Source organism: Bacillus sp. EB106-02-03-XG38, assembly GCF_058792175.1.
The window spans coordinates 1-26,052 of the sequence record NZ_JBYTED010000006.1 but is presented as its reverse complement, the minus strand read 5'-3'; the positions used below and the strand labels follow the sequence as shown (position 1 = coordinate 26,052).

28 protein-coding genes and 2 pseudogenes are annotated in these 26,052 nt (G+C 33.9%); 11 read left to right on the top strand and 19 right to left on the bottom strand.

Annotated elements, in window-relative coordinates:
• Nucleotides 1-122 precede the first annotated feature (122 nt).
• Nucleotides 123-677, top strand: a complete 555-nt coding sequence (gene def / locus AC3WTI_RS22930; RefSeq protein WP_087958535.1) for a peptide deformylase — start codon at nucleotides 123-125, stop codon at nucleotides 675-677.
• A 61-nt stretch (nucleotides 678-738) separates the two neighbouring features.
• Here the strand turns inward: def and AC3WTI_RS22925 are convergent, their stop codons facing one another.
• Entirely contained in the window at nucleotides 739-1,512 is a 774-nt protein-coding gene (locus AC3WTI_RS22925; RefSeq protein WP_087958534.1) for a Cof-type HAD-IIB family hydrolase, read from the bottom strand.
• A 547-nt stretch (nucleotides 1,513-2,059) separates the two neighbouring features.
• Here AC3WTI_RS22925 and AC3WTI_RS22920 point away from each other — a divergent pair.
• Entirely contained in the window at nucleotides 2,060-2,272 is a 213-nt protein-coding gene (locus AC3WTI_RS22920; RefSeq protein WP_048530714.1) for a DNA-dependent RNA polymerase subunit epsilon, read from the top strand.
• A 4-nt stretch (nucleotides 2,273-2,276) separates the two neighbouring features.
• Nucleotides 2,277-3,944, top strand: a complete 1,668-nt coding sequence (gene rnjA / locus AC3WTI_RS22915) for a ribonuclease J1 (RefSeq protein WP_000670370.1) — start codon at nucleotides 2,277-2,279, stop codon at nucleotides 3,942-3,944.
• 38 nt (nucleotides 3,945-3,982) lie between these two features.
• Here rnjA and AC3WTI_RS22910 read toward each other — a convergent pair whose 3' ends face one another.
• The 10 genes from AC3WTI_RS22910 to AC3WTI_RS22865 all read right to left on the bottom strand — a co-directional run bounded on the left by AC3WTI_RS22910 (nucleotide 3,983) and on the right by AC3WTI_RS22865 (nucleotide 10,972).
• A complete protein-coding gene (locus AC3WTI_RS22910) occupies nucleotides 3,983-4,648 on the bottom strand; it encodes a potassium channel family protein (protein ID WP_000504032.1) in 666 nt (221 codons plus the stop codon).
• An 83-nt stretch (nucleotides 4,649-4,731) separates the two neighbouring features.
• Nucleotides 4,732-5,598, bottom strand: a complete 867-nt coding sequence (locus AC3WTI_RS22905; protein ID WP_097840552.1) for a cytochrome C oxidase assembly protein — start codon at nucleotides 5,596-5,598, stop codon at nucleotides 4,732-4,734.
• Nucleotides 5,599-5,852: 254 nt separating this feature from the next.
• The gene (locus tag AC3WTI_RS22900; RefSeq protein ID WP_097840553.1) at nucleotides 5,853-6,983 is read right to left on the bottom strand and encodes an N-acetyldiaminopimelate deacetylase; all 1,131 of its coding nucleotides are present in this window, start codon (nucleotides 6,981-6,983) and stop codon (nucleotides 5,853-5,855) included.
• Between the two features lie 60 nt (nucleotides 6,984-7,043).
• Complete coding sequence (dapD, locus tag AC3WTI_RS22895; protein ID WP_097840554.1) at nucleotides 7,044-7,766, bottom strand: 2,3,4,5-tetrahydropyridine-2,6-dicarboxylate N-acetyltransferase; 723 nt, start codon at nucleotides 7,764-7,766, stop codon at nucleotides 7,044-7,046.
• Between the two features lie 71 nt (nucleotides 7,767-7,837).
• On the bottom strand, nucleotides 7,838-8,722 hold the full coding sequence (gene ccpC, locus AC3WTI_RS22890) for a transcriptional regulator CcpC (protein ID WP_048530725.1): 885 nt from the start codon (nucleotides 8,720-8,722) through the stop codon (nucleotides 7,838-7,840).
• Between the two features lie 141 nt (nucleotides 8,723-8,863).
• Nucleotides 8,864-9,307, bottom strand: a complete 444-nt coding sequence (gene cbpB / locus AC3WTI_RS22885) for a cyclic-di-AMP-binding protein CbpB (RefSeq protein WP_048530727.1) — start codon at nucleotides 9,305-9,307, stop codon at nucleotides 8,864-8,866.
• 170 nt (nucleotides 9,308-9,477) lie between these two features.
• A complete protein-coding gene (abbA, locus tag AC3WTI_RS22880) occupies nucleotides 9,478-9,669 on the bottom strand; it encodes an antirepressor AbbA (protein WP_000817794.1) in 192 nt (63 codons plus the stop codon).
• Nucleotides 9,670-9,776: 107 nt separating this feature from the next.
• Nucleotides 9,777-10,295: a ribonuclease H-like YkuK family protein gene (locus tag AC3WTI_RS22875; protein ID WP_087958531.1), complete on the bottom strand. Its 519-nt coding sequence runs from the start codon at nucleotides 10,293-10,295 to the stop codon at nucleotides 9,777-9,779.
• Nucleotides 10,296-10,369: 74 nt separating this feature from the next.
• Entirely contained in the window at nucleotides 10,370-10,519 is a 150-nt protein-coding gene (locus AC3WTI_RS22870; protein WP_087958530.1) for a hypothetical protein, read from the bottom strand.
• 216 nt (nucleotides 10,520-10,735) lie between these two features.
• Nucleotides 10,736-10,972, bottom strand: coding sequence for a YkuJ family protein (locus tag AC3WTI_RS22865; RefSeq protein WP_000055151.1), 237 nt, complete (start codon nucleotides 10,970-10,972; stop codon nucleotides 10,736-10,738).
• Nucleotides 10,973-11,205: 233 nt separating this feature from the next.
• On the opposite strand from AC3WTI_RS22865, the gene AC3WTI_RS22860 reads away from it, so the two are divergent.
• Nucleotides 11,206-11,442 (top strand): glutaredoxin family protein, encoded by a 237-nt coding sequence (locus tag AC3WTI_RS22860; RefSeq protein WP_087958529.1) that lies wholly within the window; start codon nucleotides 11,206-11,208, stop codon nucleotides 11,440-11,442.
• A gap of 113 nt (nucleotides 11,443-11,555) precedes the next feature.
• On the opposite strand, the gene AC3WTI_RS22855 is transcribed toward AC3WTI_RS22860, so the two are convergent.
• The 3 genes from AC3WTI_RS22855 to fadH form a co-directional block, all read right to left on the bottom strand.
• A complete protein-coding gene (locus tag AC3WTI_RS22855) occupies nucleotides 11,556-12,044 on the bottom strand; it encodes a DUF3993 domain-containing protein (protein WP_048530737.1) in 489 nt (162 codons plus the stop codon).
• Between the two features lie 182 nt (nucleotides 12,045-12,226).
• Nucleotides 12,227-13,444 (bottom strand): EAL domain-containing protein, encoded by a 1,218-nt coding sequence (locus tag AC3WTI_RS22850; RefSeq protein WP_087958528.1) that lies wholly within the window; start codon nucleotides 13,442-13,444, stop codon nucleotides 12,227-12,229.
• A 254-nt stretch (nucleotides 13,445-13,698) separates the two neighbouring features.
• Nucleotides 13,699-14,463, bottom strand: coding sequence for a 2,4-dienoyl-CoA reductase (gene fadH / locus AC3WTI_RS22845; protein WP_087958527.1), 765 nt, complete (start codon nucleotides 14,461-14,463; stop codon nucleotides 13,699-13,701).
• A gap of 243 nt (nucleotides 14,464-14,706) precedes the next feature.
• Here fadH and AC3WTI_RS22840 point away from each other — a divergent pair, with 243 nt between their 5' ends.
• Both AC3WTI_RS22840 and AC3WTI_RS22835 read left to right on the top strand, forming a co-directional pair.
• Complete coding sequence (locus AC3WTI_RS22840; RefSeq protein ID WP_097840555.1) at nucleotides 14,707-15,564, top strand: metallophosphoesterase; 858 nt, start codon at nucleotides 14,707-14,709, stop codon at nucleotides 15,562-15,564.
• Nucleotides 15,565-15,661: 97 nt separating this feature from the next.
• Nucleotides 15,662-15,898, top strand: coding sequence for a hypothetical protein (locus AC3WTI_RS22835; RefSeq protein ID WP_076539903.1), 237 nt, complete (start codon nucleotides 15,662-15,664; stop codon nucleotides 15,896-15,898).
• A 159-nt stretch (nucleotides 15,899-16,057) separates the two neighbouring features.
• On the opposite strand, the gene AC3WTI_RS22830 is transcribed toward AC3WTI_RS22835, so the two are convergent.
• Both AC3WTI_RS22830 and AC3WTI_RS22825 read right to left on the bottom strand, forming a co-directional pair.
• A complete protein-coding gene (locus AC3WTI_RS22830; protein ID WP_097840556.1) occupies nucleotides 16,058-18,166 on the bottom strand; it encodes a polyphosphate kinase in 2,109 nt (702 codons plus the stop codon).
• Between the two features lie 107 nt (nucleotides 18,167-18,273).
• Nucleotides 18,274-19,812, bottom strand: a complete 1,539-nt coding sequence (locus tag AC3WTI_RS22825; protein ID WP_097840557.1) for a Ppx/GppA family phosphatase — start codon at nucleotides 19,810-19,812, stop codon at nucleotides 18,274-18,276.
• A gap of 172 nt (nucleotides 19,813-19,984) precedes the next feature.
• Here AC3WTI_RS22825 and AC3WTI_RS22820 point away from each other — a divergent pair, with 172 nt between their 5' ends.
• On the top strand, nucleotides 19,985-20,443 hold the full coding sequence (locus tag AC3WTI_RS22820; protein WP_000804864.1) for a YkyB family protein: 459 nt from the start codon (nucleotides 19,985-19,987) through the stop codon (nucleotides 20,441-20,443).
• A gap of 31 nt (nucleotides 20,444-20,474) precedes the next feature.
• Here AC3WTI_RS22820 and AC3WTI_RS22815 read toward each other — a convergent pair whose 3' ends face one another.
• Complete coding sequence (locus AC3WTI_RS22815; protein ID WP_087958522.1) at nucleotides 20,475-21,137, bottom strand: YkyA family protein; 663 nt, start codon at nucleotides 21,135-21,137, stop codon at nucleotides 20,475-20,477.
• Nucleotides 21,138-21,804: 667 nt separating this feature from the next.
• The gene (locus tag AC3WTI_RS22810; RefSeq protein WP_087958521.1) at nucleotides 21,805-22,443 is read right to left on the bottom strand and encodes a diguanylate cyclase domain-containing protein; all 639 of its coding nucleotides are present in this window, start codon (nucleotides 22,441-22,443) and stop codon (nucleotides 21,805-21,807) included.
• A 164-nt stretch (nucleotides 22,444-22,607) separates the two neighbouring features.
• Here AC3WTI_RS22810 and AC3WTI_RS22805 point away from each other — a divergent pair, with 164 nt between their 5' ends.
• Entirely contained in the window at nucleotides 22,608-22,841 is a 234-nt protein-coding gene (locus AC3WTI_RS22805; RefSeq protein ID WP_087958520.1) for a phage holin, read from the top strand.
• A 32-nt stretch (nucleotides 22,842-22,873) separates the two neighbouring features.
• Here the strand turns inward: AC3WTI_RS22805 and AC3WTI_RS22800 are convergent, their stop codons facing one another.
• Nucleotides 22,874-23,374, bottom strand: a complete 501-nt coding sequence (locus AC3WTI_RS22800; RefSeq protein ID WP_000708181.1) for a hypothetical protein — start codon at nucleotides 23,372-23,374, stop codon at nucleotides 22,874-22,876.
• 403 nt (nucleotides 23,375-23,777) lie between these two features.
• On the opposite strand from AC3WTI_RS22800, the gene AC3WTI_RS22795 reads away from it, so the two are divergent.
• From AC3WTI_RS22795 to AC3WTI_RS22785, 3 genes and pseudogenes are all read left to right on the top strand, one after another.
• The gene (locus AC3WTI_RS22795; protein ID WP_087958519.1) at nucleotides 23,778-25,319 is read left to right on the top strand and encodes an MDR family MFS transporter; all 1,542 of its coding nucleotides are present in this window, start codon (nucleotides 23,778-23,780) and stop codon (nucleotides 25,317-25,319) included.
• A gap of 199 nt (nucleotides 25,320-25,518) precedes the next feature.
• Nucleotides 25,519-25,695 (top strand): annotated as a pseudogene (locus tag AC3WTI_RS22790) (MerR family transcriptional regulator); the annotation flags it as partial.
• 46 nt (nucleotides 25,696-25,741) lie between these two features.
• A pseudogene (locus AC3WTI_RS22785) lies at nucleotides 25,742-26,052 on the top strand (transposase); the annotation flags it as partial.

The window sequence follows — 26,052 nt, the reverse complement described above, 5'->3', positions numbered from 1 at the left end:
CAGACGGCTCTGCCGTCTTTTCTTTTTATTACATACATATTCTATAGTAGAACGCTTTCCCTACTTGTCGATGACTTTTTTCATCTCCTTTGGTAGACTAAAGGGGAAAGGAGAGATTACATATGCTTACAATGAAAGATGTCATTCGCGAAGGAGATCCTATTTTGCGAAACGTTGCAGAAGAGGTAGTAATACCAGCGAGCGAAGAAGATACAAATACACTTCAAGAAATGATTGAATTTGTAATAAATAGCCAAGATCCTGAAATGGCTGAAAAATATAGTTTACGTCCTGGAATTGGATTAGCGGCTCCGCAAATCGGTATTTCAAAGAAGATGATTGCGGTTCATGTAACTGATACGGACGGTACGTTATATAGTCATGCATTATTCAATCCAAAAATCATTAGTCATTCTGTTGAACGTACATATTTACAAAGTGGGGAAGGCTGTCTATCAGTAGACCGCGAAGTACCTGGTTATGTCCCTCGTTATACAAGAATTACAGTGAAAGCAACATCTATTAACGGTGAAGAAGTAAAATTACGTTTAAAAGGTTTACCAGCAATTGTATTTCAGCATGAAATTGACCATTTAAATGGTGTTATGTTCTATGACCACATTAATAAAGAAAATCCATTTGCTGCTCCTGACGATTCAAAGCCTCTCGAGCGATAATAAAAAAAGGCGGGAGTTAATCTTCCGCCTTTTTATTATATGAAATGGGTTCCATATTCACTTATAGTAATCCAGCCCATTTTAATCCATGGTATATGCCGTCTTCAGTAACATCCTTTGTTACATGATTTGCGAGTTTTTTCAAGTCTTCATGACCATTCCCCATCACAATACCTGTCCCAACCGCTTCAATCATTTCTAAATCATTTAAGCCATCTCCAAATGCATACACTTGTTCACGATTAAATCCTAATTTTTCAATGAATTTCTCAATCCCTTTTGCCTTCGAACCACCATTTGGAATAATATCCATTGAATACGCATGCCAGCGAATAAAATGAAAGTCTGGGTACTGATTAATAAACTTCTCCTCTTCATTCACTTCACAGAAAAGAAGCGTTTGATAAATATTGCGTCCATCATAAAAATCAGGTTCATATGCCGGATGCTCAAAATTTAAGCTTCCAAAACCTTCTTTCACATAATCATGATATTCTACTGAAGCCCTCATTTCTTGATGATCAAGATATACAAGTGGATACCCTTCTTGCTTTGCAAACTGAGTAAACTTATGTAGAGCAGCTGGATGTAATGGGTTATTAAATACTACCTCGTCTTCAAATACAACGTACTGTCCATTAAAGCTAACATAATTATGGATATTAAGTTCCTTACGAATATCTTCAAACATAAATGGCGCACGCCCTGTCGCAATTGCTACATGCACACCTTTTTCTTGTAACTGTCTTACTGCATCTCTTGTAGATTGAGGTATCTTTTTATCATGATCTAATAATGTTCCATCAATATCAAAAAAGACAATTTTATCATTCATTTGTCAAAATCCTTTCTGTTACTCTATATTCCTATTTTGATTATCGCTTTTCAAATTCTAAAAAAAAGTATAACATATTAAACATCTGTGAAGAAAGCGTTCACTTTCTGACCTTATTTATGAAACCTGCATATATATATTAGTAAAAAATGTGGATACTTGTTCGTATGAATTTTCTTTTCTATTTTTTCTCATACTATACCTATAACTAACGGCTACTAATCGTTACTATAGAATAACTTTCCCAGTATGAGAAAAGACAAGATTCAACATTCACTTTTGTCTTCTTTCTTATATCAGAGACGGCGTTTTCACTAGTACTATGCATGTTTTAAATAAGGAAAGGAAGGAGTAATCATGCTGAAGAAGCTGAAGAAAAAGCTCAAGCGTTATTTAAAAGATCTAGTCCGTAAAAAGACAATCGCTTAAATTGTGCCCATTTCGGGCTTTTTCTTCATTCTCATTCGAAAAAACATGAAAATCGTGACTGTTTGCTTTATAATAAGTAACAGATAATGCAAAACATAGACAAGGAGAGGTTTTCCAAATGATTTTTAAAGTATTTTATCAAGACAAAATGACTGAGGTTCCAGTACGTGAAAATACAAAAGTTTTATATTTAGAGGCTACGTCTGAAAAGGATGTTCGTAAGAAATTAAATAAGTTCGCATATAATATCGAGTTCGTTCAGTCTGTTACTGGCAATCATCTTGAATATGAAAAAGAAAACGCTGATTTAACATTAGCGGAAATCGTATAGTCATATGAAATTTCTAAAGAATGATCAAGCAGCCGTTTTTGCTTTAGGTGGACTTGGTGAAATCGGTAAAAATACATATGCTGTTCAATTTCAAGATGAAATTATTATTATTGATGCTGGAATTAAATTTCCAGAAGACGAACTCCTCGGAATCGATTATGTAATACCAGATTACACTTATTTTGTGCGAAACGAAGATAAAATTAAAGGATTATTCATTACACATGGTCACGAAGATCATATCGGTGGAATTCCTTACTTATTACGTCAAGTAAACATTCCGATTTATGGCGGAAAATTAGCAATTGCACTAATCAAGAACAAATTAGAAGAGCACGGATTACTTCGTAAAGCAAAACTTTATGAAATTCAAGAAGATGATGTTATTAAATTTAAAAAGACATCTGTTTCCTTCTTCCGTACAACTCACAGTATCCCAGACTCATACGGAGTTGTTGTGAAAACACCTCAAGGACAAGTTGTACATACTGGAGATTTCAAATTTGATTTCACACCAGTTGGTGAACCAGCGGACTTAACAAAAATGGCTGAAATCGGAAAAGACGGTGTACTTTGTCTCTTATCTGACAGTACAAACAGTGAAGTTCCAAACTTTACAATGTCTGAGCGCCGTGTTGGTGATAGTATTCAAGATATTTTCCGCAAAGTAGAAGGTCGTATTATCTTTGCAACCTTTGCATCAAATATCCATCGCTTGCAACAAGTTGTTGAAGCGGCTGTTGAAAACAATCGTAAAGTGGCTGTGTTTGGCCGAAGTATGGAAGCAGCGATTGAAATCGGACAAAACCTCGGTTATATTCGCTGTCCGAAGGATACATTCATAGATACAGCTCAACTAAACCGCCTACCGGCTAATAAAGTTGTTATTTTATGTACAGGTAGTCAAGGTGAGCCAATGGCAGCACTTTCACGTATTGCCAATGGTACGCATCGTCAAATTCAAATCATTCCTGGCGACACAGTTGTTTTCTCTTCTTCACCAATCCCTGGTAATACAATTAGTGTAAGCCGCACAATTAACATGTTGTATCGTGCTGGTGCTGATGTAATCCACGGAAAACTGTCAAACATTCATACGAGTGGACATGGCGGCCAAGAAGAACAAAAACTAATGCTTCGCTTAATCAAGCCGAAGTATTTCATGCCAATTCATGGTGAATATCGTATGCAACGCATGCATATGAAGTTAGCAAATGATTGTGGTATTCCAGAAGAAAATTGTTTCATCATGGATAATGGAGATGTTCTTGCTCTTCGTTCAGATGAAGCAAGCGTAGCTGGTAAAATCCCATCTGGTTCTGTCTATATTGATGGAAATGGTATTGGAGATATCGGTAATATCGTATTACGCGATCGTCGTATTCTTTCTGAAGAAGGACTTGTAATTGTAGTTGTAAGTATCGATATGAAAGAGTTTAAAGTTGCAGCAGGACCTGATATTATCTCACGTGGTTTCGTGTATATGCGCGAAAGTAGTGATTTAATTAATGATGCTCAAACATTAATTACAACTCATTTAGAAAAAGTAATGGAGCGTAAAACAACACAATGGTCTGAAATTAAAAATGAAATTACAGACACATTAGCACCATTCCTATATGAAAAAACGAAACGTCGTCCAATGATTTTACCAATCATTATGGAAATATAAGAAAAAGGACAATACCTTCATGGTATTGTCCTTTTCTCTTATCTTAAAAAGTGTTTAAAACGATCTACTTCATCGTCATGACCAATTACAATTAATATATCTCCTGCTTGAATATTTTCCGTAGCTCGAGGAGATACAATTACTTCTTTACCACGTTTAATTGCTACAATATTCAATCCAAACTTCGCACGAATATCTAATTCGATTAAAGAATGACCATCAATTTTTTTATTTGCAATAATTTCTACAATACTATGCTCATCCGACAGCTCAAGATAGTCTAATACATTACTTGATGCAATATTATTAGCAATCCTTTTTCCCATATCACGTTCTGGGTGCACAATGTGATCTGCCCCTATTTTACTTAACACTTTTTCATGGTAATCATTTTGAGCTTTTACAGTAATATTTTTTACACCTAACTCTTTCAAAATTAATGTTGTTAAAATACTTGAATTTAAATTATCTCCAATCGCAACGACTACATGATCAAAATTACGAATACCAAGACTTTTTAATACCATCTCATCTGTTGAATCTGCAATTACAGCATGTGAAGCTATATTTGCAAACTCATTAATTTTATCCTCATCCGAATCAATTGCCATTACTTCCATACCTAATTGAGCGAGTTCTCGGCAAATACTTCCACCAAAACGTCCAAGCCCGATGACAGCAAATTCTTTCTCTTTTTCACCCACAGGAATTCCTCCAATAACATCGAATACTATGTATTTTTATTGTAACATACTTTAAATTTGCTACAAAAACTTGTATGTCATTCTTATTTTTGTTTTTGCATATAAAAATACTGTTGTAAATAAAATGCGATACTGAAAATTAACATACCAAATACAAATATGTTTCCAAATGAACTAAATGTTTCAAAAACGAATAATAACGTTTCTTGTCCGAAGAAAGCAAATAATAGTTGGATAAACGCGAATAACAATGCCAATATGTAATGATGTTGATGGAATAAATAATGCGTCGCACCTAAAAAAGCGATAAACGAAATGATGAAAATCCACCAACTTTCTAAAAACAGTTGCCAATTAGTAAATTGATATCCATTTACTAATATCGCAATAATCCCTATAACCGCCATTGTCGGCACGCTCCATAACAATGCACGTCCTCTAAAGAAACGCGTACCTTTTACATCTCCTTTTTCATTTGCAATGTATGTTAGCACAACAGTACTTATATACAAAACGGAGAGTATTGTTAATACAATAATGAGCCAAAAATGTAACTGGTAATATTCATGTTCTATATTCGTCACAATAGCAGCTAGCATGCATGGAATGAGCATTCCCGTCCAACCATCTACTTTTCTTTCATTCCAAAACACGGTGTTACCAATCCGTATACCTAACAACATAAAAATAATGATACCTAGTACAAATAATGTTGTTTTATTCCCTACTAAACTCGTTGAGAAAGCAATTAACCCAATAAATAAAAAGAGCACAAACCCATTCATAATTTCTAATACAGGTGATAAATATCTCTTCACCCATTTATATGTCTCGTCATATTCGTGATTATCTACTAAACGGTAAGCATAAAAACTTATCCCAAAATAAACCGCCGCAATAATCACATACGCATATAAGACGAAACACAATATTGCACTGCTAATTTGCACGTAATTCCCCACCCTTTTTTCTATGTTTCACCTTGATTTTACACACTTTCTACACGAAATGTAAACATATATAAGCTAGTTAACTAATCATCTTCTCAATAAGCGATAATGAATAATGAGCAGCGGCTCAAAACCACTGCTCATTATTTTATCCATTTGTATGCCGCTGTGCATCCAAAACAAATGTGAAAGACCTTTCCATCCTTGAACTAACAAGTACCCACTTTAAATTGTTGCAAAGTTGGCAAGCGATTTCACTTTCTAGTTCCCTTCCACTTCACATATTGATCTAAAAATACGATAGCTTTCTCGATCGCCTCTTCATCTGGTTTTAATTTTGCGTGATGTAAACCATATTCTGAATTTACCCCAAGCCAAAACATAAATCCAGGAATCTCTTGAAGCATATAACCAAAATCTTCACCTGTCATTGCCTCAGTACATGTAATGACATTCATATCAGTTTGTTCACTTACGAACTGCATAAACTCTCTCGTTAATGCTTCATGGTTATATACTTGATGATACATCGCTCCGTAGTCAATCACCGCTTCACATTGGAAGGAAGCTTCTATACCTGCAACAATTGCCTCAATTCTACTTTTCACACGACTCATTGATTCCACTGATAACGTTCGAATCGTTCCTTCTAAGCGGGACTTTTCTGCTATGATATTTTGAACTGTACCACCTGTTATTTTTCCGATTGTAATTACTGCACTATCAAGAGGATTCACATTACGACTAATAACAGATTGTAGTTGTGTAACAAGATGACTTGCTGCAACAATCATATCATTGGCAGTATGAGGGTAGGCTGCATGTCCACCTTTCCCTTTTAAATCAACATATAACTCTGATGTATTCGCAAATAATAGCCCCTCTTTTGTGGCGATTGTTCCTACAGGGTATTCAGGTGCAATATGAAGGCCTAGAATTACATTCGGCTTCCATTCTTTTAACTCTTCGCTCTCTAACATAGGAAGAGCCCCTCCTGGCCCTTCTTCAGCTGGTTGGAATAGAAACACTAGGTCATCATCTACTCTTTCTGTTACAGCTGCTGTTAGAAGGCCTAAACCGATTGTTGTATGTACATCGTGTCCACATGCATGCATCATTCCTTCGTGAATAGAAGCAAATTCATATCCAGTTTCTTCTGTAATTGGTAAACCATCTATATCTGCGCGATAACCGATAATTTTTTCTGGATTTTTTCCATTTACTTTAACAATGACACCTGTTTCCCATACTTTCACTTCCACATGTTCATTAGAAAGCGTTCCTATATAATCTAAAATATACTGTTGTGTTTTCCACTCTTTAAATCCAATTTCCGGTATTTTGTGTAAGTCTCTACGAATTTGAATGAATTTGCTTACTGCCATTTTTGCACCTCTATCTATAAAAAGCGTAAGAGCCCGTTTATGCCCTTACGCTTTTTGTTTTTATTTCTCTGGGTTTAATTGACGAAGCTCTTGTTTAATTTCAGTTTTTGCTTTTGTCTTCTCATCAATCTCTTTAATTACACGTGCTGGAGTACCCGCAACAACTGTATATGGAGGTACATCTTCTGTTACAACAGCTCCTGCTGCTACAACTGCACCTTTACCTACTGTAACTCCCTCTAACACAACTACGTTAGCACCAATTACAACATCATCTTCAACGATAACTGGTTTTGCTGAAGGTGGCTCAATAACACCTGCAAGTACTGCACCAGCACCTACGTGACAGTTCTTACCAACAGTTGCACGTCCACCAAGTACTGCGTTCATGTCGATCATAGAACCTTCACCAATTACAGCACCGATATTAATTGTTGCATTCATCATAATAACAGCGTTGTCGCCGATTTCAACGTGGTCACGAATGATCGCGCCTGGCTCAATACGAGCTTTAATACCTTTTAAATCAAGCATTGGAATTGCAGAATTACGACGGTCATTTTCAACAACGTAATCAACGATGTGCTTGTTTTTTTCATCAAGAATTGTCTTAATTTCAGACCATTCTCCAAATAACACACCAGACTTTTTATTTACAAATGCTTGTACCGTTTCAGGGAATGTTACTTCTTTTAAATCCCCTTTTATGTATACCTTTACAGGAGTTTTCTTTTCACTTTTTTGAATAAACGAAATAATTTCGTTAGCGTCCATCATTTTCATTCTTGTTGCCTCCTAAATCCATTTATAATGTTACTCTACCAAACGATAGAGCGAGTAGCAAGATAATAATCCTATTTTTCCATTTGAATTTCTTCTATAATTTCTAAAAATGCTTGTACTTGCTTCAATTGTCTAGCTGATTCACTCGTCAATAACCATGTTTCTCTCGTTAATTGCACAGGTGTTTTATACATATTTTCCTGCACTTCTTTTAAAACAGTAGAAGGTAAAAGAGCATAACCTATACCATTTAAAACGAGTTGTTTACAAGTCTCAATTTGATCAACGACAATTGTTCTCTTAGGTGGATTAGAAAATAAACCATACCACCAATTTTGTATTTGTCCATAATAAGTGGAATCACTTTTAAATTGAATAAAAGGTCTATTTGTTTCTTTTAACATCGAAATATCTTTTATTTCTTTATCCACTAAATAAAGTTCATCTTCAAATAATTGTTGCTTCTGACCTTTATATTCTTGTGTTCCCCTTAATATAGCAACATGTACGTCTCCTTCATAAAACTGCTTTTGTACTTCACTACTCCAGCCAGTAAACAGTGATATTTTCACAGAAGGATATTTATGCACGAACTTCTTCAAAACAGGAGGAAGCCAATATTGACCAATAACTGATGCAACAGCTATTTTTAACGTTCCGTGAGTTTCTGTTCTAAAAATAGCTAACTCACTTTTAATATCCTCTTCCTTTTGTAGCATTTCTTTTGCATAATTTGCGACTTTTTCCCCTTCAGGTGTAATTGTCAATCCTTTTTGCGAACGAATAAAAAACTTCATTCCCCATTGTTTCTCCATAGATTGTAATCGTTGACTAAGCGCAGGTTGTGAAACAAATAAACGTTCCGCCGCTTTTCTCATATTTGATTCCTGTGCTAACACAACCATCATTTGAAAATCATCAATTTGCAACTTTCTCCCTCTTTCCTTAGCTTCCATACACCTTATCTCAACAAGCTTTTCATCCTTAATTTAACCACATACTCTTATATTTTTTATCTTTTTAAATATAATACATACACACCTGATATGCACGAAAAAAAGTGACTTCTCCGCTTCTATGAAGTCACTTTTCTCACATTATCGATTATGTTGTCTTACTTTTTTATTCAACAATTTTAAAATCGCTCGACGTGTTAAAATCCCCTCAAAATATCCCTCTTCATTGACAGCGCAAATAAAAGGATGATCAATTGTCATTTCTAATGCTTTTGCAAAGGAATCTTCTAACTTAAGAACCGGAATATCTTCCTTCATCACCTGTTCTACTTTCATTTCGTCAAGTCTTTCAAACTCAATGCGTTCTAACCCTAGCATACCATCTAAAATCATAGCAGTACTAATTAACCCGTGTAATTTATACATCGGGTCTAAAACAGGTATCGCCGAATATCCAGATTTCACAAGTACGAGTAAAGCATGCTCTAAACCATTCCCTATTTGGACGTGTGCTACTTTTTCGGATGAAATCATTAAATCTTTCACAAAAATTTGTTGAAACTCGTCTTTTGGAATACTAATCATATTACATCCCCCATTTTCCCTTTTTCCTGCTTTTAATCACTGGCTCTATTCACATTTTATGACAGCGTTTTCATATTATTATTTTGTCCTTACATTATTTCAGGAAAAAACAAAATTACACAGCTATTTTAGCATACAACACAAAAAAAAGACTACCATTCCGGTAGCGCTTAATACCCTTTATTTTTTAATCTGTAAAATAACCTTGTGATTTTTTTATATTGCATCACATCTGTCTTTTTTAAACCATTCTCAATATCTGTAAGTTCCACAGCTAAAATTTCACTCGCATAATTTTGCTGAAATAAAATATCTAGTAACAAACTTTCCTCTTCTTCTGTTAAAACAAATTCCCTTTTCATATACCCCTCTCCTTATACTCGCATCGTTACTCCTATTATATAAAATTTTCAGCCTATTTAATAGATGTAATATTCAGTTTTTAGTGAAAGATATATGAAAATTGTTTTTATTTCGTATATCGATTTGCATAACTAAACGCCGCATAAGCATCTGGCTTAATTTTTGCCGTTAATCCCATCGCTTGAATTTTCGCTGTCATATCTAGAATAAATTCTTTTGTTAAACCATCATTTCCGATATCTAAGTGAATTTCCATTATAAATCCAGCCCCCTCTTGAGCGTATGGATGCAATAACTCCCATATTGTTTGTATATGATTGGGAGTAAATAAGCAGGCGATTTCTTGACTAAACTGCGTTTCTAAATATATCTTCTCACGTAAAGTTGCTGGCTTATCTTTTACTGATTGATGGTGTAAACATCCCCAGGCTCCTTTTCCGACGCGATGAATATGAATTGCCGTAATAAATCTCGTATCCTTTTGATGTGCTTGTGAGTCTGTCCCAATGGATAAGCGATATAAATTTCGTGGATCCTTTTCAATGAAATTACAAATACGGGTAAAGACCATATCAAAATTTAAATGTCTCTCTGAAACATTATAAAATTTATGTTCACCGGCCATATAGTCACGTCCTTTCAATTAGACAGACTTTTCGTATTCTCATTGTATGGGACAAAAATAGAAATTATAACTTCCTACCCTTTATTCGTTTCAATATTCCGAATTACATACTGGCAAACTTGGCACGTATAAATTACATTTTGATTTGATTGAGCCGTTAATACATGAATAATCTCAGCAGTATTGTGACAATTAGGACAAATGACAACTGGTAAACGTTCCATTCCATACACCTCCTCATTATGTTTATCTCCCTATTTACTATCCGTAAACACCAAATTGGTGATCGCTACTAATCAGTATAGAAATAAGAATCTCTACTGATTATAATTTCACATTATTACCATTGTAGGAAAAATGAAAAATCCCTATACATATATGCTAAAAAGTAATAGAACTAAAAAAGGTGCTGCCGTATGGCAACACCTTTTTTATATGTATCAAGAAATGATATCGTAAATCTCAATTGCAACCATGTCGATATTATCGAATTGATACACTTGAGGTTTTTCACCTTGTTGATACACTTCTAACTCATACATTTCACTTTTATCGAAAAATTTCACGCTACATTTGCGCTCACCGTTCACTTCAAAATAGCGTTGTGCTACTTCACCGCTTTCAGCTTGTTCTTGTAGACTAACAAGTCGAGTTAAAATTCCTTGGAGTAGAGACATGAAATCTCTCCTTTCTCTGATCTTCCTACCAATAGGTTTTACAGCTATACTCATTCTATCCGTCATAACAGAAAAAATGTTCCACACTCTAGGATAAAGGTTATTGGCCAGAAACTCAACTAAAAATTTGTCGAAATACGAAGGAAAAAACAGAAAGAACATCTTTTCCCTTCTTTATTGCGATTTTTATACTGGAAGAATATAATAAAAAACAGTAAAAAGGAGGAATTACAATGAAAAAAATTGAGGTTTACACACAACCTGATTGTCCGCCGTGTGTCATTGTGAAAGAATTTTTAAAACATAATGACGTTGTATACGAGGAATTTGACGTAAAAAAAGACGCCGCTGCACGCAATCGTCTTTTATATGACTATGATTCTTATTCAACTCCAACGGTTGTAATTGACGGAGAAGTTGTTGCTGGTTTTCAAATTGAAAAATTACAACAACTTCTCAATCTAGAATAGGAATAGGTAAAGACCTACTCCTATTTTCATCCCGCTATTTTTTGGAAGTAAACATCCAATTGTGGCGGGTTAATAATCTGCTTGATATGTCCCCTACTAATGAAAGTTTTACTTTATAATTGTTGTAACCTTTTTATTTCACTTAAGAGTTCTTGGCTTTCATGGTATCCAGCCAATTTCCATTTCCCTTGATCTCTTTGCAATGTTACAATTTGATATTGTCCACTTTTCGCCCGCTCATATACATATAAAATTTTATGCTCTTCATCATATGACATTTTCGTTTCTGAATTAAAAGAAAATGGTGCTTCTTTTGCTGGAAGTAAATATTCACCACTTTGTTTATCACTTCTACTATTTTCATCTGTAAATACTTGAAGGAAATTCTCTGTAAAATACGGTGATAACGTTTCTATCATCTTATTCATCGGCAAATGCTTTCCACGAAGTGAAAATTGGGTTTCATAGCCCTTTTGTATCGTTGTATACACTTCTTTCCGATCGACTTTCACTTCCTCTTTTCCTAAAACAGTTGTAACACTATAACCAACTAGAAAGGCAACGCATACAAATAGAACTAACCATATTCCATATTTCCTCATTTTTTCACCTTCCTTTTAAGAAAACTTGTCTTTGTAGTATTCATTGTAACAATGATTATGCAAAGAAAGGGCTGATTTCGTTCGCAAAATCTTTACAACGATAGACAGCATTTTTAGCACCATTTTCACTATTACCAATTTATGATAAAAACAAACAAAAAATGCACGAATCTCTTCGTGCATTAAAATAAAACATCTTCTTCATATAAATATTCATACGATAAATCTATAAATAAAAAGTTTTCATCATCAATCGGGAAAGAAAATGTTCGTACCATCTCACCGGTTTCAATATCAGCATATAAATCTGAAAGTCTTGCCTTATTCTCAAAGCGCATTTTCATAATATTTTCTAGAAAATACGGACGCCAACTCCAGTTCTTCATATAATACTCAGGCATCACAATCCATTCCCCATCTTTTTTCATAACGTTTCCTGATTGTTGAAAACCATCTTCGTTACAAATAAATATGCGAAAACTACATTGTGATACACTTTGGCTAAATTGTAATAACCAATCATTTATATCTTCATTCTTTTTCTGTTTCGCTAAAACATCACCGATTCGGTCACGTAACATTTCTGTTAAATTATAAATTTTTTGTAACTTCTTCTTCTCATGTTGAATGAATTGATGACACTCATTACCAAGTCGTTCTTTCAAAACGTTCGTTTCAATAAAATCAGGTAAGCATTCTTTCAAATAATTCCCTTGATAGTATCTACCACCGTTTTTCCAAGCGTATTGCAATTGGTAAAAAGCATCAATTTCTTCATATAACAATGTTGCACCAATTCTTCTAGCAAGTAATGATAAAGAATATAAAATATCTTGATAAGATTGTAAAAGTGCAGTTTGCCTTAAGTTTGTTAAATCTACTTTTAAAATATCCGGTGCTAACACGCTAATACGTTCTAAATTACTTGTACCCGTTCCGACTTTATTAATCGAAATTTGAATACCATATGTACGATAATACATAAGCAAATGATTAAACTGCTCTATATCTTCTTTACATTCATGTTCTGTAATCTCTAAAACAATGTGTTTCAAATTTAAACCTTGCTTTTCATACATCAATAAAAGTTGCAGTAAACTTTCATCATCATCGTTCATTAATACGTTCGCATTCCGATGTATAAATAATAATAGTTTTTGATCACTTTCCAAATAACGATTTAAAGCTTTTTCTACTATAATGTTGTCCGCTTCTAGTTGAAACTCACTTGGAATAGAATCATCGTGAAAGAAAGAAGCTAAACTTTGTATGCCTTCTTCTGTTTGAATACGTCCTACTACTTCATATCCAATTACAGTATGCTCATCAGCACTAAAAATAGCTTGATAATAAGGAAGGACTTTATCCAAGTTACTCATTACATCTAATGCATCTATCAACGTGCTTCCCTCCTTTACTTTTCAAAAATTATAACATGATATTTACGGAAAAATAATAAAAAATCCCTTCAGTTTTCCTGAAGGGATTAGAGGGGTAAAATGCTAAGGGGAATTAGCAATTCTACTATGAAGAAAAAAGAGGTCTTAAATATACCGTATATATGACCTCTTGTAAACACTTTTCTTTCATATGTCACAATTCCGTCACATTTAACCGTCGAAAAATGAATCAAACATTCATTTTCTCATCCCTTTTAAAATGGATATTGATGTAAATGTTGCCCTCCATCCATTGTCATGCAAGTTCCATTTATGTACGCAGCTTCATCTGAACATAAATAATAAGCTAGACCTGCAATTTCTTCTGGCGTGCCCAGTCTTCCAAGCGGAACACTTTGTATCGTACGCTTAGCCATTTCTTCTGAAATCCATAATTTATCAGCACCGCCCGTACGTTCAATAGGTCCTGGCGCAATTGCGTTAACTCGTATTCCATATTTACGTCCCCACTCAACAGCGAGTGTCTTCGTCATTGCTAATACTCCAGCCTTTGCTGCAGCCGAATGAATAACTCCCGGACCTGCATCCCATGCATATGTTGCTACCATGTTAATGATATTTCCTTTTATACCTTTTTCAATCCAATATTTCCCGACAGCATGACTACAGTAAAATGTACCGTTTAACACAATATTAATGACTGAATTCCAGCCATTTACAGATAAATCTTCTGCTGGACAAATAAAGTTTCCAGCTGCATTGTTTATTAAAACATCAATCCGACCAAACTTCTCATCAATCTGTTCTATCATTTTCTGAATGTCATCCGTATTTCTTACATCCATTTGTACAGGTAATATTTGCCCTGGAAATTGTTCAATTTCCAACTTTGTTTCCTCTAGCTTTTCCTTTGTACGTCCTGTAATAACAACTCGTGCCCCTTCTTTTGCAAAGCGAGTCGCCATTCCTTTCCCCATTCCGCTCGATCCACCTGTTATAATAACTACCTTTTCTTTCACATACATCCCCTCCCAAAAATGAATACACATTCATTTTATCATTTTATTTAATAGAAATCTTTATATTTTTAAATTTTTCTGATATTTTAACGTAAAGAGGTTTCTTTTCATTCGTTTTTTCGTAATCTATACTACTTTTATATTATTTAAAATATATTTTAAATAAACTGAAAGGAGATTTGAGTAACCTGTAAATGTAACGAACATATGTAATATAAGTCAAATAGGTATACTCATATTTTTATGAAGAAAATTACAAGAAGAGAATTTTTAAAAACTGGCATGCGCACCTGTCTATATTCATTTATAACAACTAGCATTGGGTACTATTATGCTAAATATATTGAGCCTCATCTACTCTCTTTTACAGAACATAAACTTACATCACAACTCATACCAAAAAGTTTTCATGGTATGAAGATTCTTCAATTTAGCGATTTACATCTCGGATACTATTTCTCTCTTCACCATTTATCTCAAATCGTTTCTAAAATTAATGCTGTAAAACCCGATATTGTCCTTTTTACCGGTGATCTCATTGATAATTATCAAACGTATACTGACACTCCTTTTGTTGCATCTATTTTAAAAAATATACAAGCACCCTTCGGTAAATTTTCTATTTATGGTAACCATGATCACGGCGGATATGGAACAGAGTACTACGAACACATCATGCGTGAATCTGGATTTGAACTGCTACTAAATAGTGAAAAGAAAATTCGTCTACTGGATAATAGTGAAATTTCAATTTTCGGTCTTGATGATATACTACTAGGCAAACCAAAAATAGAAGAGACACTACGTCACGCGAAGCAAAACACTTATAACATTGTTCTTGTTCACGAGCCAGATATTGCACCCAAAATTGCTCAATATCCAGTGAACTTACAACTTTCTGGTCATAGCCATGGTGGACAAGTACAAATTCCTTTTTTAGGCGCAATTATTACCCCCTCACTTGCTAAAAACTATGTAGAAGGTTTCTATACGATTCAAGATTTAGCTCTCTATGTCAATCGAGGCCTTGGCAGAACACGTGTCCCATTCCGATTTATGTCAAAACCTGAAATTACGATTTTCACGCTCCAGCATTCGTAATAATTCGCCTATTTTCTTACATAACCTTTCTTGTACGCGCTCATCCATGTTTCATTTACCATATGATAAAAGTGAGTCCAATAAAGGAGGTTTGTTCATGTATCCATATTATCAACCAATCCCAGTCCGTTCAGCACCTATTGGTCCAGTAGGCGACTCACGCTTTTTGCCGTTTTTTGGCGTCCCATTTCTAGCTGGTATTGCTGGCGGACTGCTCGGCGGAGCATTAGCTTTCGGTCCTAGACCGTATTACCCACCATATCCACCACCTTTCCCACCGCCAACACCTTATCCTTGTTATGGTGGACCTTGTCAACAACCATACTATTATTAATGTACCGCAACAATTCTACTAATGTTATTTCCTTTCTTAACTGATTCATGATCCATTAACATGCTTACCATAAAAACTATTCTCTCTACGCATCCTATATAATAAGTAGAGAACAAAGTAAAAAACCTCTTAAAAAAGAGGTTTTTTACTTTGTTCTCATTATTCGGCATCCGTGTTTTGATACGCCATCTTAAACAACTTCACTTGGCTATCAATTTCTTCTGCCCCATTATTAATAACATAATAATAGTCACCGTCTTTATTTTGTTCACGTGTTTTCACATTATCAGCTAATGTAAGTTGTAAAATTGCCTTAATTCTCGCCTTCATTTCAATATCTAATATTGGGAAAGATATTTCTACCCGCTTCTCCATATTTCGCGTCATCCAGTCAGCTGAAGATAAGTATATTTTCTCTTCTCCATTATGATGGAAATAATAAATTCTACTATGTTCTAAATATCTCCCGACAACACTAACTACACGAATATTTTCACTTACATTCGGAATACCAGGTCTTAAACAACATGTTCCTCGAACGATAAGCTCTACCTTTACCCCAGCTTGTGATGCTTCATACATTTTTTTTATTAATGGTTTGTCTGTTAATGAATTCATCTTAGCGATAATATATCCATTTCCATATTGCCTATGGTAACGAATTTCTTCATCTATTAAATCGATAAATTGCTCTCTTATATCAAATGGCGCAACCGATAAGTGATGAAAATGTGGCTTTGTTGTATAACCACTCAAATAATTAAAAAAATTTGTTGCATCAACCCCAAAGTCTTTTCGTGATGTAATATACCCGAAATCAGTATATAACTTTGCTGTTGCATCATTATAATTTCCAGTCCCAAGATGTACAAACCTTTCGATTTTTCCGTTTTTTCTTCTTACAACTAGCGTAATTTTACTATGTGTTTTCAAATGACTTACACCGTAAATAACGTGACAGCCTGCCTTTTCTAACTCTTTAGCCCAATGCACATTATTTTCTTCATCAAACCTTGCCTTTAATTCAACTAATACCGTCACTTGTTTTCCTTTTTCAGCGGCTACCTTTAATGCCTGAATAATCGGCGAATCTCCACTTACTCGGTATAATGTTTGTTTAATTGCAAGTACATTCGGATCGTCTGCCGCATCACGTACAAAATCAACTACTGGCTGAAACGATTCAAACGGATGGTGTAATAAAATATCATGTTCAATTACTTTTTCAAAGACATCTTCCGCATCCCCTAAGTCTTGAGGGCGTTGCGGAATAAGAGCCGGATATACTAGATGTTCATATAAAGGAGCTAGTTTTTTATATAAGGAAAATAAACATGTTAAATCTAACGGTCCATCCATTATATATACATCTTCATCTTTTACTTCCAATACCTCATATAATAATGCTAATACTCTTTCATCAATATGTTCTTTGCCAACTTCTAAACGTACAGCAGCTCCCCACTTACGCTTCTTTAATTCCTTTTCAATTACCTTTAATAAATCCCTCGCACCTTCTTCATGAATCGTCAAATCCGCATTACGTGTAATACGGAAACGAGTAACAGACGACACTTTATATCCAGTAAATAATTTATGAGTAAAACCACTAATTACATCTTCTAATAAAATAAATTTATGCTTTTGCCCTTCACTCGGCAAAAATATGAAGCGTTCAAGTAATGAAGGAACTTGTACAATCCCTAACTTCGTGCGGTTTTCTTCCTCCACTTGTTTCTCATCATATAAAAGAGTAGCTAAATTCAAACTTTTATTTAATAACATCGGAAATGGACGATATGCATCAATAGCTACAGGTGTTAAGACTGGGAAAATCTGCTCGTCAAAGTACTCTTCTATGAATTCTCTCTGTTCTTTCGTTAAATCATGGAACGTTAAACGCTCAATTCCCTCTAGCTCCAGTGCTGGCAATACATAATTTTTAAACGTATCATATTGTACAGTCATTAGTTCATGAGCCTTTATCGTAATTTTATTTAATTGCTTTTTTGGTGTTAATCCAGCCTTATTTTCGGGTTGGTTAAACCCAGCACTCACTTGATCCTTCAATCCTGCCACGCGTACCATAAAGAATTCATCCAAATTTGAGCTGAAAATGCTAATAAACTTTAATCTTTCCAAGAGCGGATTCATTTCATCCTGTGCTTCTTGTAGTACACGTTCATTAAATGCTAACCAACTTAGTTCTCTATTGTTGTAATAAGCTGTATCATTTAAATTTACTATATTCCCCTTAGATAATTCCATCCTCTTCACACTTCCCTTGAAACTTTTTTACTATAATTTAGTTACTTTCATTTTAGCAAATTACAATATTCCAAAGTGTTAATTTTTTGTAAAGACGTCCGTACAACTTAAAGTTTTGCTTCGAAGGATAAGTTAATAGTTGTTTTCAATACTCTTTCCAGCTGTTTTTTTTGTTTTTCAGCTTGCACTTTTTCCGCTAATGCAGGTTGTTCACATACAATTGTAAACGTTAATCCTTCTTTACTTTCTATTATAGATATCGATTCAACAAGCGATCTTTGTCTTATATTTAGAGCTGCTGAAAATTGCAAAACAGCCCCTAATAGGCGAATTTTTTTTTGTTCGTTCTTATCAAACCATCCTTCAAATGGAGACAAATGTTGTTTGAATAACATTTTTGATTTATAAGACGCAATAAGGGCTAATCTAACTCGTTCTTTATGCATCATACCATCAATTGTTTTATTCGCTAATAAATAAAACGTATGTAAGCGACTCGCTTCCTCGTCTATATATTTACCTATATTAAATACTTTCGCTGCTTGATGGAATACTTCCCAGTCTTTTGCTGACATAGAAATGAGCCCTGTTTCTTCAAGCTGCTGACAAATCAATCTTCCATGTTTAATAAGCTGCATTACAAATTCCATATCCATTTCATATTCATGTGATAATAAATACAAACTTTCTTCGACTACGTTCGGATAATATGAAATCCCCAAATCTTTTGTCAACTCTTCATAGAAAACACCTTCTCGTAATCCTTTTCTACTTAATACAAATGCTGGTGCCTCTATAACATTAACAAGTGTATGAAATACTTCGACTGCTGGAAGAATTGTATCTGCTCGATCTTTTGCCAATCCTTCTAATTTTTGGAGTTCCATAAACGACAATACTTCCAATTCTTCTTTCACATTTTTAATATCTTCTTCTTTCATCTTGTATAAATGTACCCCTGCTATCGGATAACAAATTAAATTTTGATGGATTTTCACTAAGTTCCTCGCACTACCACCAATTGCAATAAGAGGAAATTTCTTGTCAATTAACCATGGTAATGTTCGAAATTGATATTCTAAGTACGTTTGAATCTTTTCCAACTCTTCTTTAGTAGGTATATCCTCTTTAATAAATTGTTGCTTTAAAGAAAGTGCTCCAAAAGGAAAGCTATGATACTCTAAAATCTCCCTATTTCGAAAGTATGTAACTTCCGTACTTCCTCCACCAATATCTACTGTAATTCCTTCAGAGAACGAAGTTGAATTCATAACTGCTAAATAGCCGTAACGCGCTTCTTCATATTCCGATAATACTCTAAGAGTAAAGTCTGTTCGTCCTTCAACAAGTTTTTTAATTTCCTCTTGATTCTCAGCCTGTCTAATTGTTGCTGTCGCGACACAAAGTACATGATGCAACTGGTGGAATCGTGTACTTTCTTGAAATTGAAATAATGTTTGTAACAATACCTCTATTCCTTCTTCAATCAATACACCATCGATTAAGTAATTCCTTAATCGCGCAACCACTTTCGTATTTTCAATCTCTTTATAAAAACCTCCGTTTTGTTTTTCATAAATAACTAAACGCATTGTATTAGATCCAATATCTATAATGGCATATTGCTGTTTTAATATTTCTTTCAAAATTCTCACTCTTTCATTATCAAATTTCTAAAACACATTACTATTATACAAAATAGTTGTTTTTTGTAACAATATTGCTTTAATATTGAAAATATATACAATCACTTTTTGCATATAATAAAAACCTCTTTTATTTATGGTATAATAATGAAAAATTGAAAGGAGATTCAATATGAAACCTTCACAACCACAATCTCAATTACAAAACCAACATTCTATTAATCGACTAGCTCAATCTATTTTCGTTGTGAATCGTCATGCTAAAGCTGCAACTAATCCGAAGTATTTATACTGGTTAAAAAAGACGGCTTTAGAACGCTTAATTGCTGAAAAAAAAGCTATTAAAGAAGGATTACATTTTTCTAGAAATCCACGTTTTAGCCAACAACAATCCGATGTTCTTATACGTTTAGGTGATTATTTTTTCCATATTCCTCCTACCAAAGAAGATTTTCGAATCCTACCACACCTTGGTCATCTTGAATCCTCCTATCGAAATCCGAAAACAACCTTATCTTTAACAGTAGCAAAAAAGACACTTCAAGATTATATTGGTCCTGAAGCACTGAAACAAGAAAAAAAATTAAGTGAACCTGTCCCGTGGTATAGTCGTACGTATACAAAAAAATAAAACAGTTTGGCCCATTGTAGGCCAAACTGTTTTATTTTTTCTCTTCTTTAATTTTAATATTTGCTTGTTTATAAAAAGCTATTTTTTCTGTATTATAAGATTTTGTAAATTCATTAAACTTGTCTTTTTCTGATTCAATATCTTTATAAGACTGATTTACTGTTTTTACTTTTTCACTAATATCTTTTAATTTTGTACCTTTATCTTGTAGCATTGTATATAATTCTTTTTCTTGTTTTAACGATTTACTATAGCTATCATACATCTTGTTAAATGAATCATGTCGTTTCTCATATGTGCTTTTCACTTTATCCGCTTGATCTTTTAATTTCTTATCTTCAATTTTTTTCACATATTTATCTGCTGACTTCACTTCTTCTTGTGCCTTATTTAAAGATTCTTTTTCTTTTGTAAGCACCTTTTCTCGTTCATCTGTATTTTTCACTGCTTTGTTCAGTTTTTCCTTAACAGTTTGATTATTATCTTTTCCTTCTTGAACGATCTGGTTATATAATTCTTGTCCCTCTTTTTCTAAAGTTTCAAGTTTCTTTGCATCTTCGAACATTGTTTTTTCTTGTTTTGCAGCATTTTCAAACGCAACATATAATTCTTCTTCTGGTTTCGGCCCGAAACAACCGGCTAATAAAGTCATTGATAATGCAGTTACAATTGCTAATTTACTATACTTCAACATCTTTTTCCTCCTACTTATATACGATCATCGTGTAAAAAACCATGAAAATTATGTATCCTTCTATACAATTCACACTCACATCTTTTTACGAAGATCATTCCTATTGTTTATAACGTTTGTACAAAATTATTACTTGAAATTACGTTTTACATCACTCTCTTTGAATTATCCAGCAGTTTCATATCCATCTTAATAGCGTGACTTTACTTAGTACTTCTTAAAACTTGTTCACACTATGTGCTACATTCAAGTACAGCGGAATTCATCACAGCCATAATAATTTGAAGAACAACAGTAATAATTCACCTGATAAAAGATGTTCGTTGTTTTCTCACGTCTATCATTCTATCATTCCCTTTCCTGCTTTCTATCAAATAATCCCTTTGTTCATTTTACACAGTATAAATGCTACCTTGCAACAACTTACAAATACTCTTTTCATTTCCTAAAAAGGAAAAGTGTAGAGCATGCTTTCCTCTACACTTTAAAAATGAAACACATTGTGCAAAATGCATTGACACATCCATCATAATTATATGCTTATTTCATATATTTTTAAAGACTTTTATTACAATAAAAGTTATTTTTGTAATAAAAGTCAAAAGAATGTTACATTAAAAAACTTCTTCATATCATATTTCTTGAAATCAAAGTTTCACTAATTTCCTTACAAATCCCTATGCTGATACAATTGATTTTGTGCTTTTCTTAACAATTCTTCAAAAGTTTTCCCTTCTATTGGATAACTAGCAGCTCCAAATAATAGAGTCATACTTAACAAGCCATTTTCTATTTCACTTTCAATATTTTTCATTAATCTGTTTGTTATTGTCGACTTTTCATGTCCGTTATCAATTGCTACAATAACATACTTATTTTCATCCCATCTAGTAACGACATCTCCTTTACGAATTGTCTTTACAATCGTACTCTCCAATTTTTGTACTAACACCTCCATTTTTTTTTCTTGCACCGTTTCTTTTAGTTCTTTCCATTCTTTCATAGAAAGAATGTACACTGTAATATTATGAGAATCTCGTTCTGATAAAGCAGCTACTTTCTCAAAGAAATCAACTACAAAATCATTACTTGCCATTCCTCCTTCCGTATCCGTACGCCCGCTCGCTCTTTTATCATACCAATGCCCAAAATAATAACTGAGTACCATTTGCAATATATAAATAATAAAGACGGTATAAAATGATCGCGAATCCAGTTTTGTAATTACATCCTGAAGCGCAATCCATTCTGTAACTGCCACTGTATTCCCAAGTAATAATCCACTAATTTTCCCTTTATGTTTCATATTTCCCCTCCTTTCTATACCAATATATGTTTCTATAACAATTATGTTTTTCTACAAAATAAAAAATGTACATATTGAGTGTACATTTCCGCTTAAGCTTGTCTACCATCTCTATTCTATTTCATATATATACTATATATCGTTTTAGAAAGGTGGTGACCCATATGCTACAAAAAGAAAATCTATCAGATATTATGCGTTTACTAGCCGGTTTTCTGTTATCGTTAAAATTACTGTTTAATTCTTTCGGAGTGAACTTTATTACCAACGATCAAATAGACGCTATTGTAAATGTTGCTTCCTTTCTGTTCATTCTATATTTTGGTTATACAAATAATTATGTAGGTAAAAAAGGAATCGAGCAAAAAAAAGTACTCAAAAAGCACAACCTTCACTAAAAAAAGGAACCTTTCATATAGGTTCCTTTTTTTCATTGTCGCACAACAACTTCATTTGTTTGCAGTGGACCATATGATACTCCGTTATATTGAAATGTATATGTAGCCTGAAATAATGCGTTTTTGAGTGCTTTATCTTTATTTGCTTTTATTTTACAAATTAATTCTACCTTTTCATTCGGTAATAAATTATCGATTCGCCACCTTACAAGTTGGAATAGAAACTCACTTATCCCCTTATCTACCTTTAATGAATTAGGGATATATGCAAAATAATCGCGAATCATATGACTTACTACAACCCGTGAAATCATTTCTATTCCTTTATTTTCAACTTCAATTCGAATAATAAGTATGTCGTTTACATCATAGGTCAGTTCATATGAAAATTTTTCTTTATACATACTACGGATTTGCAATGTAACTGCTACATTGGGACATTCGTTTTCCTTTTTTGAGCCATCAATCCATAATACCGGTTGTAGCGGTATTGAACGTCTTCCTTGATCCGAAATTCGTTTCCATATTTTCATAATAATATTCACCCCATTTCAGATGCATCATTCATACGACCTTATTCTGCCTCTCTACCCAATACAAACGATATATAGTTATTGCTCTTTCTTTTATCCTATTCGACAATGTAAAGAAAAAACCATTTTTCATCTGCTAACAGAAGGTATTCTTACTGAAATATTTTTTTACAATTTCCTTCATTGACTTTATACCAATATTAAGTATTACTCACTCTTTCGCAGTCCATACAACAGAATATTTTGACGGATGAAAAAGTTTGCCTTTTAGTCAAATTTGACTATAATATTCTTTATGGCTTGTGCACTTGTGTAAATTGATTTGAAAGAACTGTCCTTTACATTTTTATGCGCTGCACTCAAAACTTAATATAGTTTACTTATTTTTAAAGGAGGGTTATATTTGGAATCTCAATTATCAAAAAAAGACTCCAACAAGACAAAATTTGTTGTTGCTGGTTTACTACTTGGTATTTTAATGGCGGCAATGGATAATACAATTGTTGCAACAGCAATGGCAACGATCGTTGGAGACCTAGGAGGATTTGACAAGTTCGTTTGGGTCACATCTGCATATATGGTAGCAACAATGGCAGGTATGCCTATATTCGGAAAACTTTCTGATATGTACGGACGGAAACGTTTTTATATCGGTGGCCTCATTCTTTTCTTATTCGGTTCTGCGCTTTGCGGAACAGCATCTAGTATTGAGCAGTTAAGTATTTATAGAGCAATTCAAGGGATTGGCGGGGGGGCTCTTATGCCTATTGCCTTCACAATTATGTACGATATATTCCCACCAGAAAAACGCGGAAAAATGACAGGACTATTCGGTGCCGTTTTCGGGACATCTAGTGTGTTCGGTCCTTTATTAGGTGCTTATATTACAGACTATATAAGTTGGCACTGGGTCTTCTATATTAATATTCCATTAGGGCTTATCTCCTTCTTCTTCATTACTAAATACTACAGTGAATCTCTAGAATTTAGAAAACAAAAAATTGATTGGGCTGGCGCTATTACACTTGTTATTAGTATCGTTTGCTTAATGTTCGCCTTAGAACTTGGTGGTAAAGAATATGCATGGAATTCCACTGTAATTATCGGTTTATTTACAACAGTTGTTATTATGCTCATTATTTTCTTCTTCGTAGAACGAAAAGCAACGGAGCCTATCATTTCTTTCCATCTCTTTAAAAAACCTTTATTCGCAGCTAGCCAAGGCGTTGCCTTTTTCTATGGTGCCGCTTTTATTATCTGTACAGTTTATATTCCAATCTTCGTTCAAGGTGTTCTCGGCGGTTCAGCTTCTAATGCTGGATTAATTTTAACACCTATGATGGTTGGCTCTGTAATTGGAAGTCAAACAGGTGGACAGTTAGCTTCACGAACAAGTTATCGTAACATCATGATCGTATCTGGCGTTTTCTTTGTAATTGGTATTTATTTATTAAGCACTTTAACGATGGATACACCTCGTCTACTTGTAACACTATTTATGGTTCTCACTGGACTTGGAGTTGGTTTCTCGTTCTCAGTTTTAAGTATGTCTTCTATTCACAAGTTAGAAATGCGAGACCGTGGTTCTGCTACATCAACAAACTCATTCTTCCGTTCACTCGGTATGACTCTTGGTGTAACAATTTTCGGTACCATTCAAAATCATATTTTTACTAATAAATTAAGCACGGTGTTCCCTCCTGAACTAGCTAAATTAGCTCCACAGGGCGGAGACACAAGTTTCTTATTATCACAAGGTGCTACCGAGAAGATGCCACCTGAAATATTAACTGGTATTAAAGAGGCTCTCGCTACATCTATTGCCAGTACATTCTTCTGGGCACTTATCCCAGCTGTACTAAGTATTATTTGTATTTTACTTATGGGAAATGAACGACTATTTACAGGTCCAAAAACGAAACAAAAACAAAAGCAAGTAAGTTAGTATAGAAAAAAGAAACGGCATATCCTTTATGAAAAAGGGTATGCCGTTTATAATATATAAAGCAAATCTTTAATCAGTAAGGAACCATTCCCACTGGCTATTATCCCTAACCAAGCGGGATAAAGTTTCTATATACAGGAGAAAGAAACAGTAAACAATAACATAGACAAAAGTGTGCATATATAGCAAAAAAGTAATTATGAAACAATATAAACCAAAAGAATTTTCAGAAATGCTTAATGTCTCTGTTAAGACATTGCAAAGGTGGGACAATCAAGGTGTGTTACCTGCTTACCGAAACCCAAAAGGAAGAAGATATTATAAAGAAGAACAGTATAAGGAATATATGGGTATTCAAGAAGACCTTGTTCAGGATTTAATATCTATCATTCATGTATTTAGGTGTAGAATATATGGATTGAGAAAATACAACTGTAAAAAGTGGCACAGTATATCAAAGAGCAGGAAGATATTTTGTATCTGTACTTTGCGAATTGGAAGAAATGGCAACAAAGTTAGCACTCAATAAAATAGGTCTAGGGATTGATTTAGGAGTGAAGGATTTTGCTACAAGTAGCGATGGTATCGTTCATGAAAACATCAACAAAACAATAAAAGTAAAAAAGATAGAAAAACGGTTAAAACGTGAACAACGCTCTTTAGCACGTAAATTTGAAAATCTAAAAAAGAGAGGTGAAAAATCTGTTACTAATAAAAGAGTGAATATAGATAA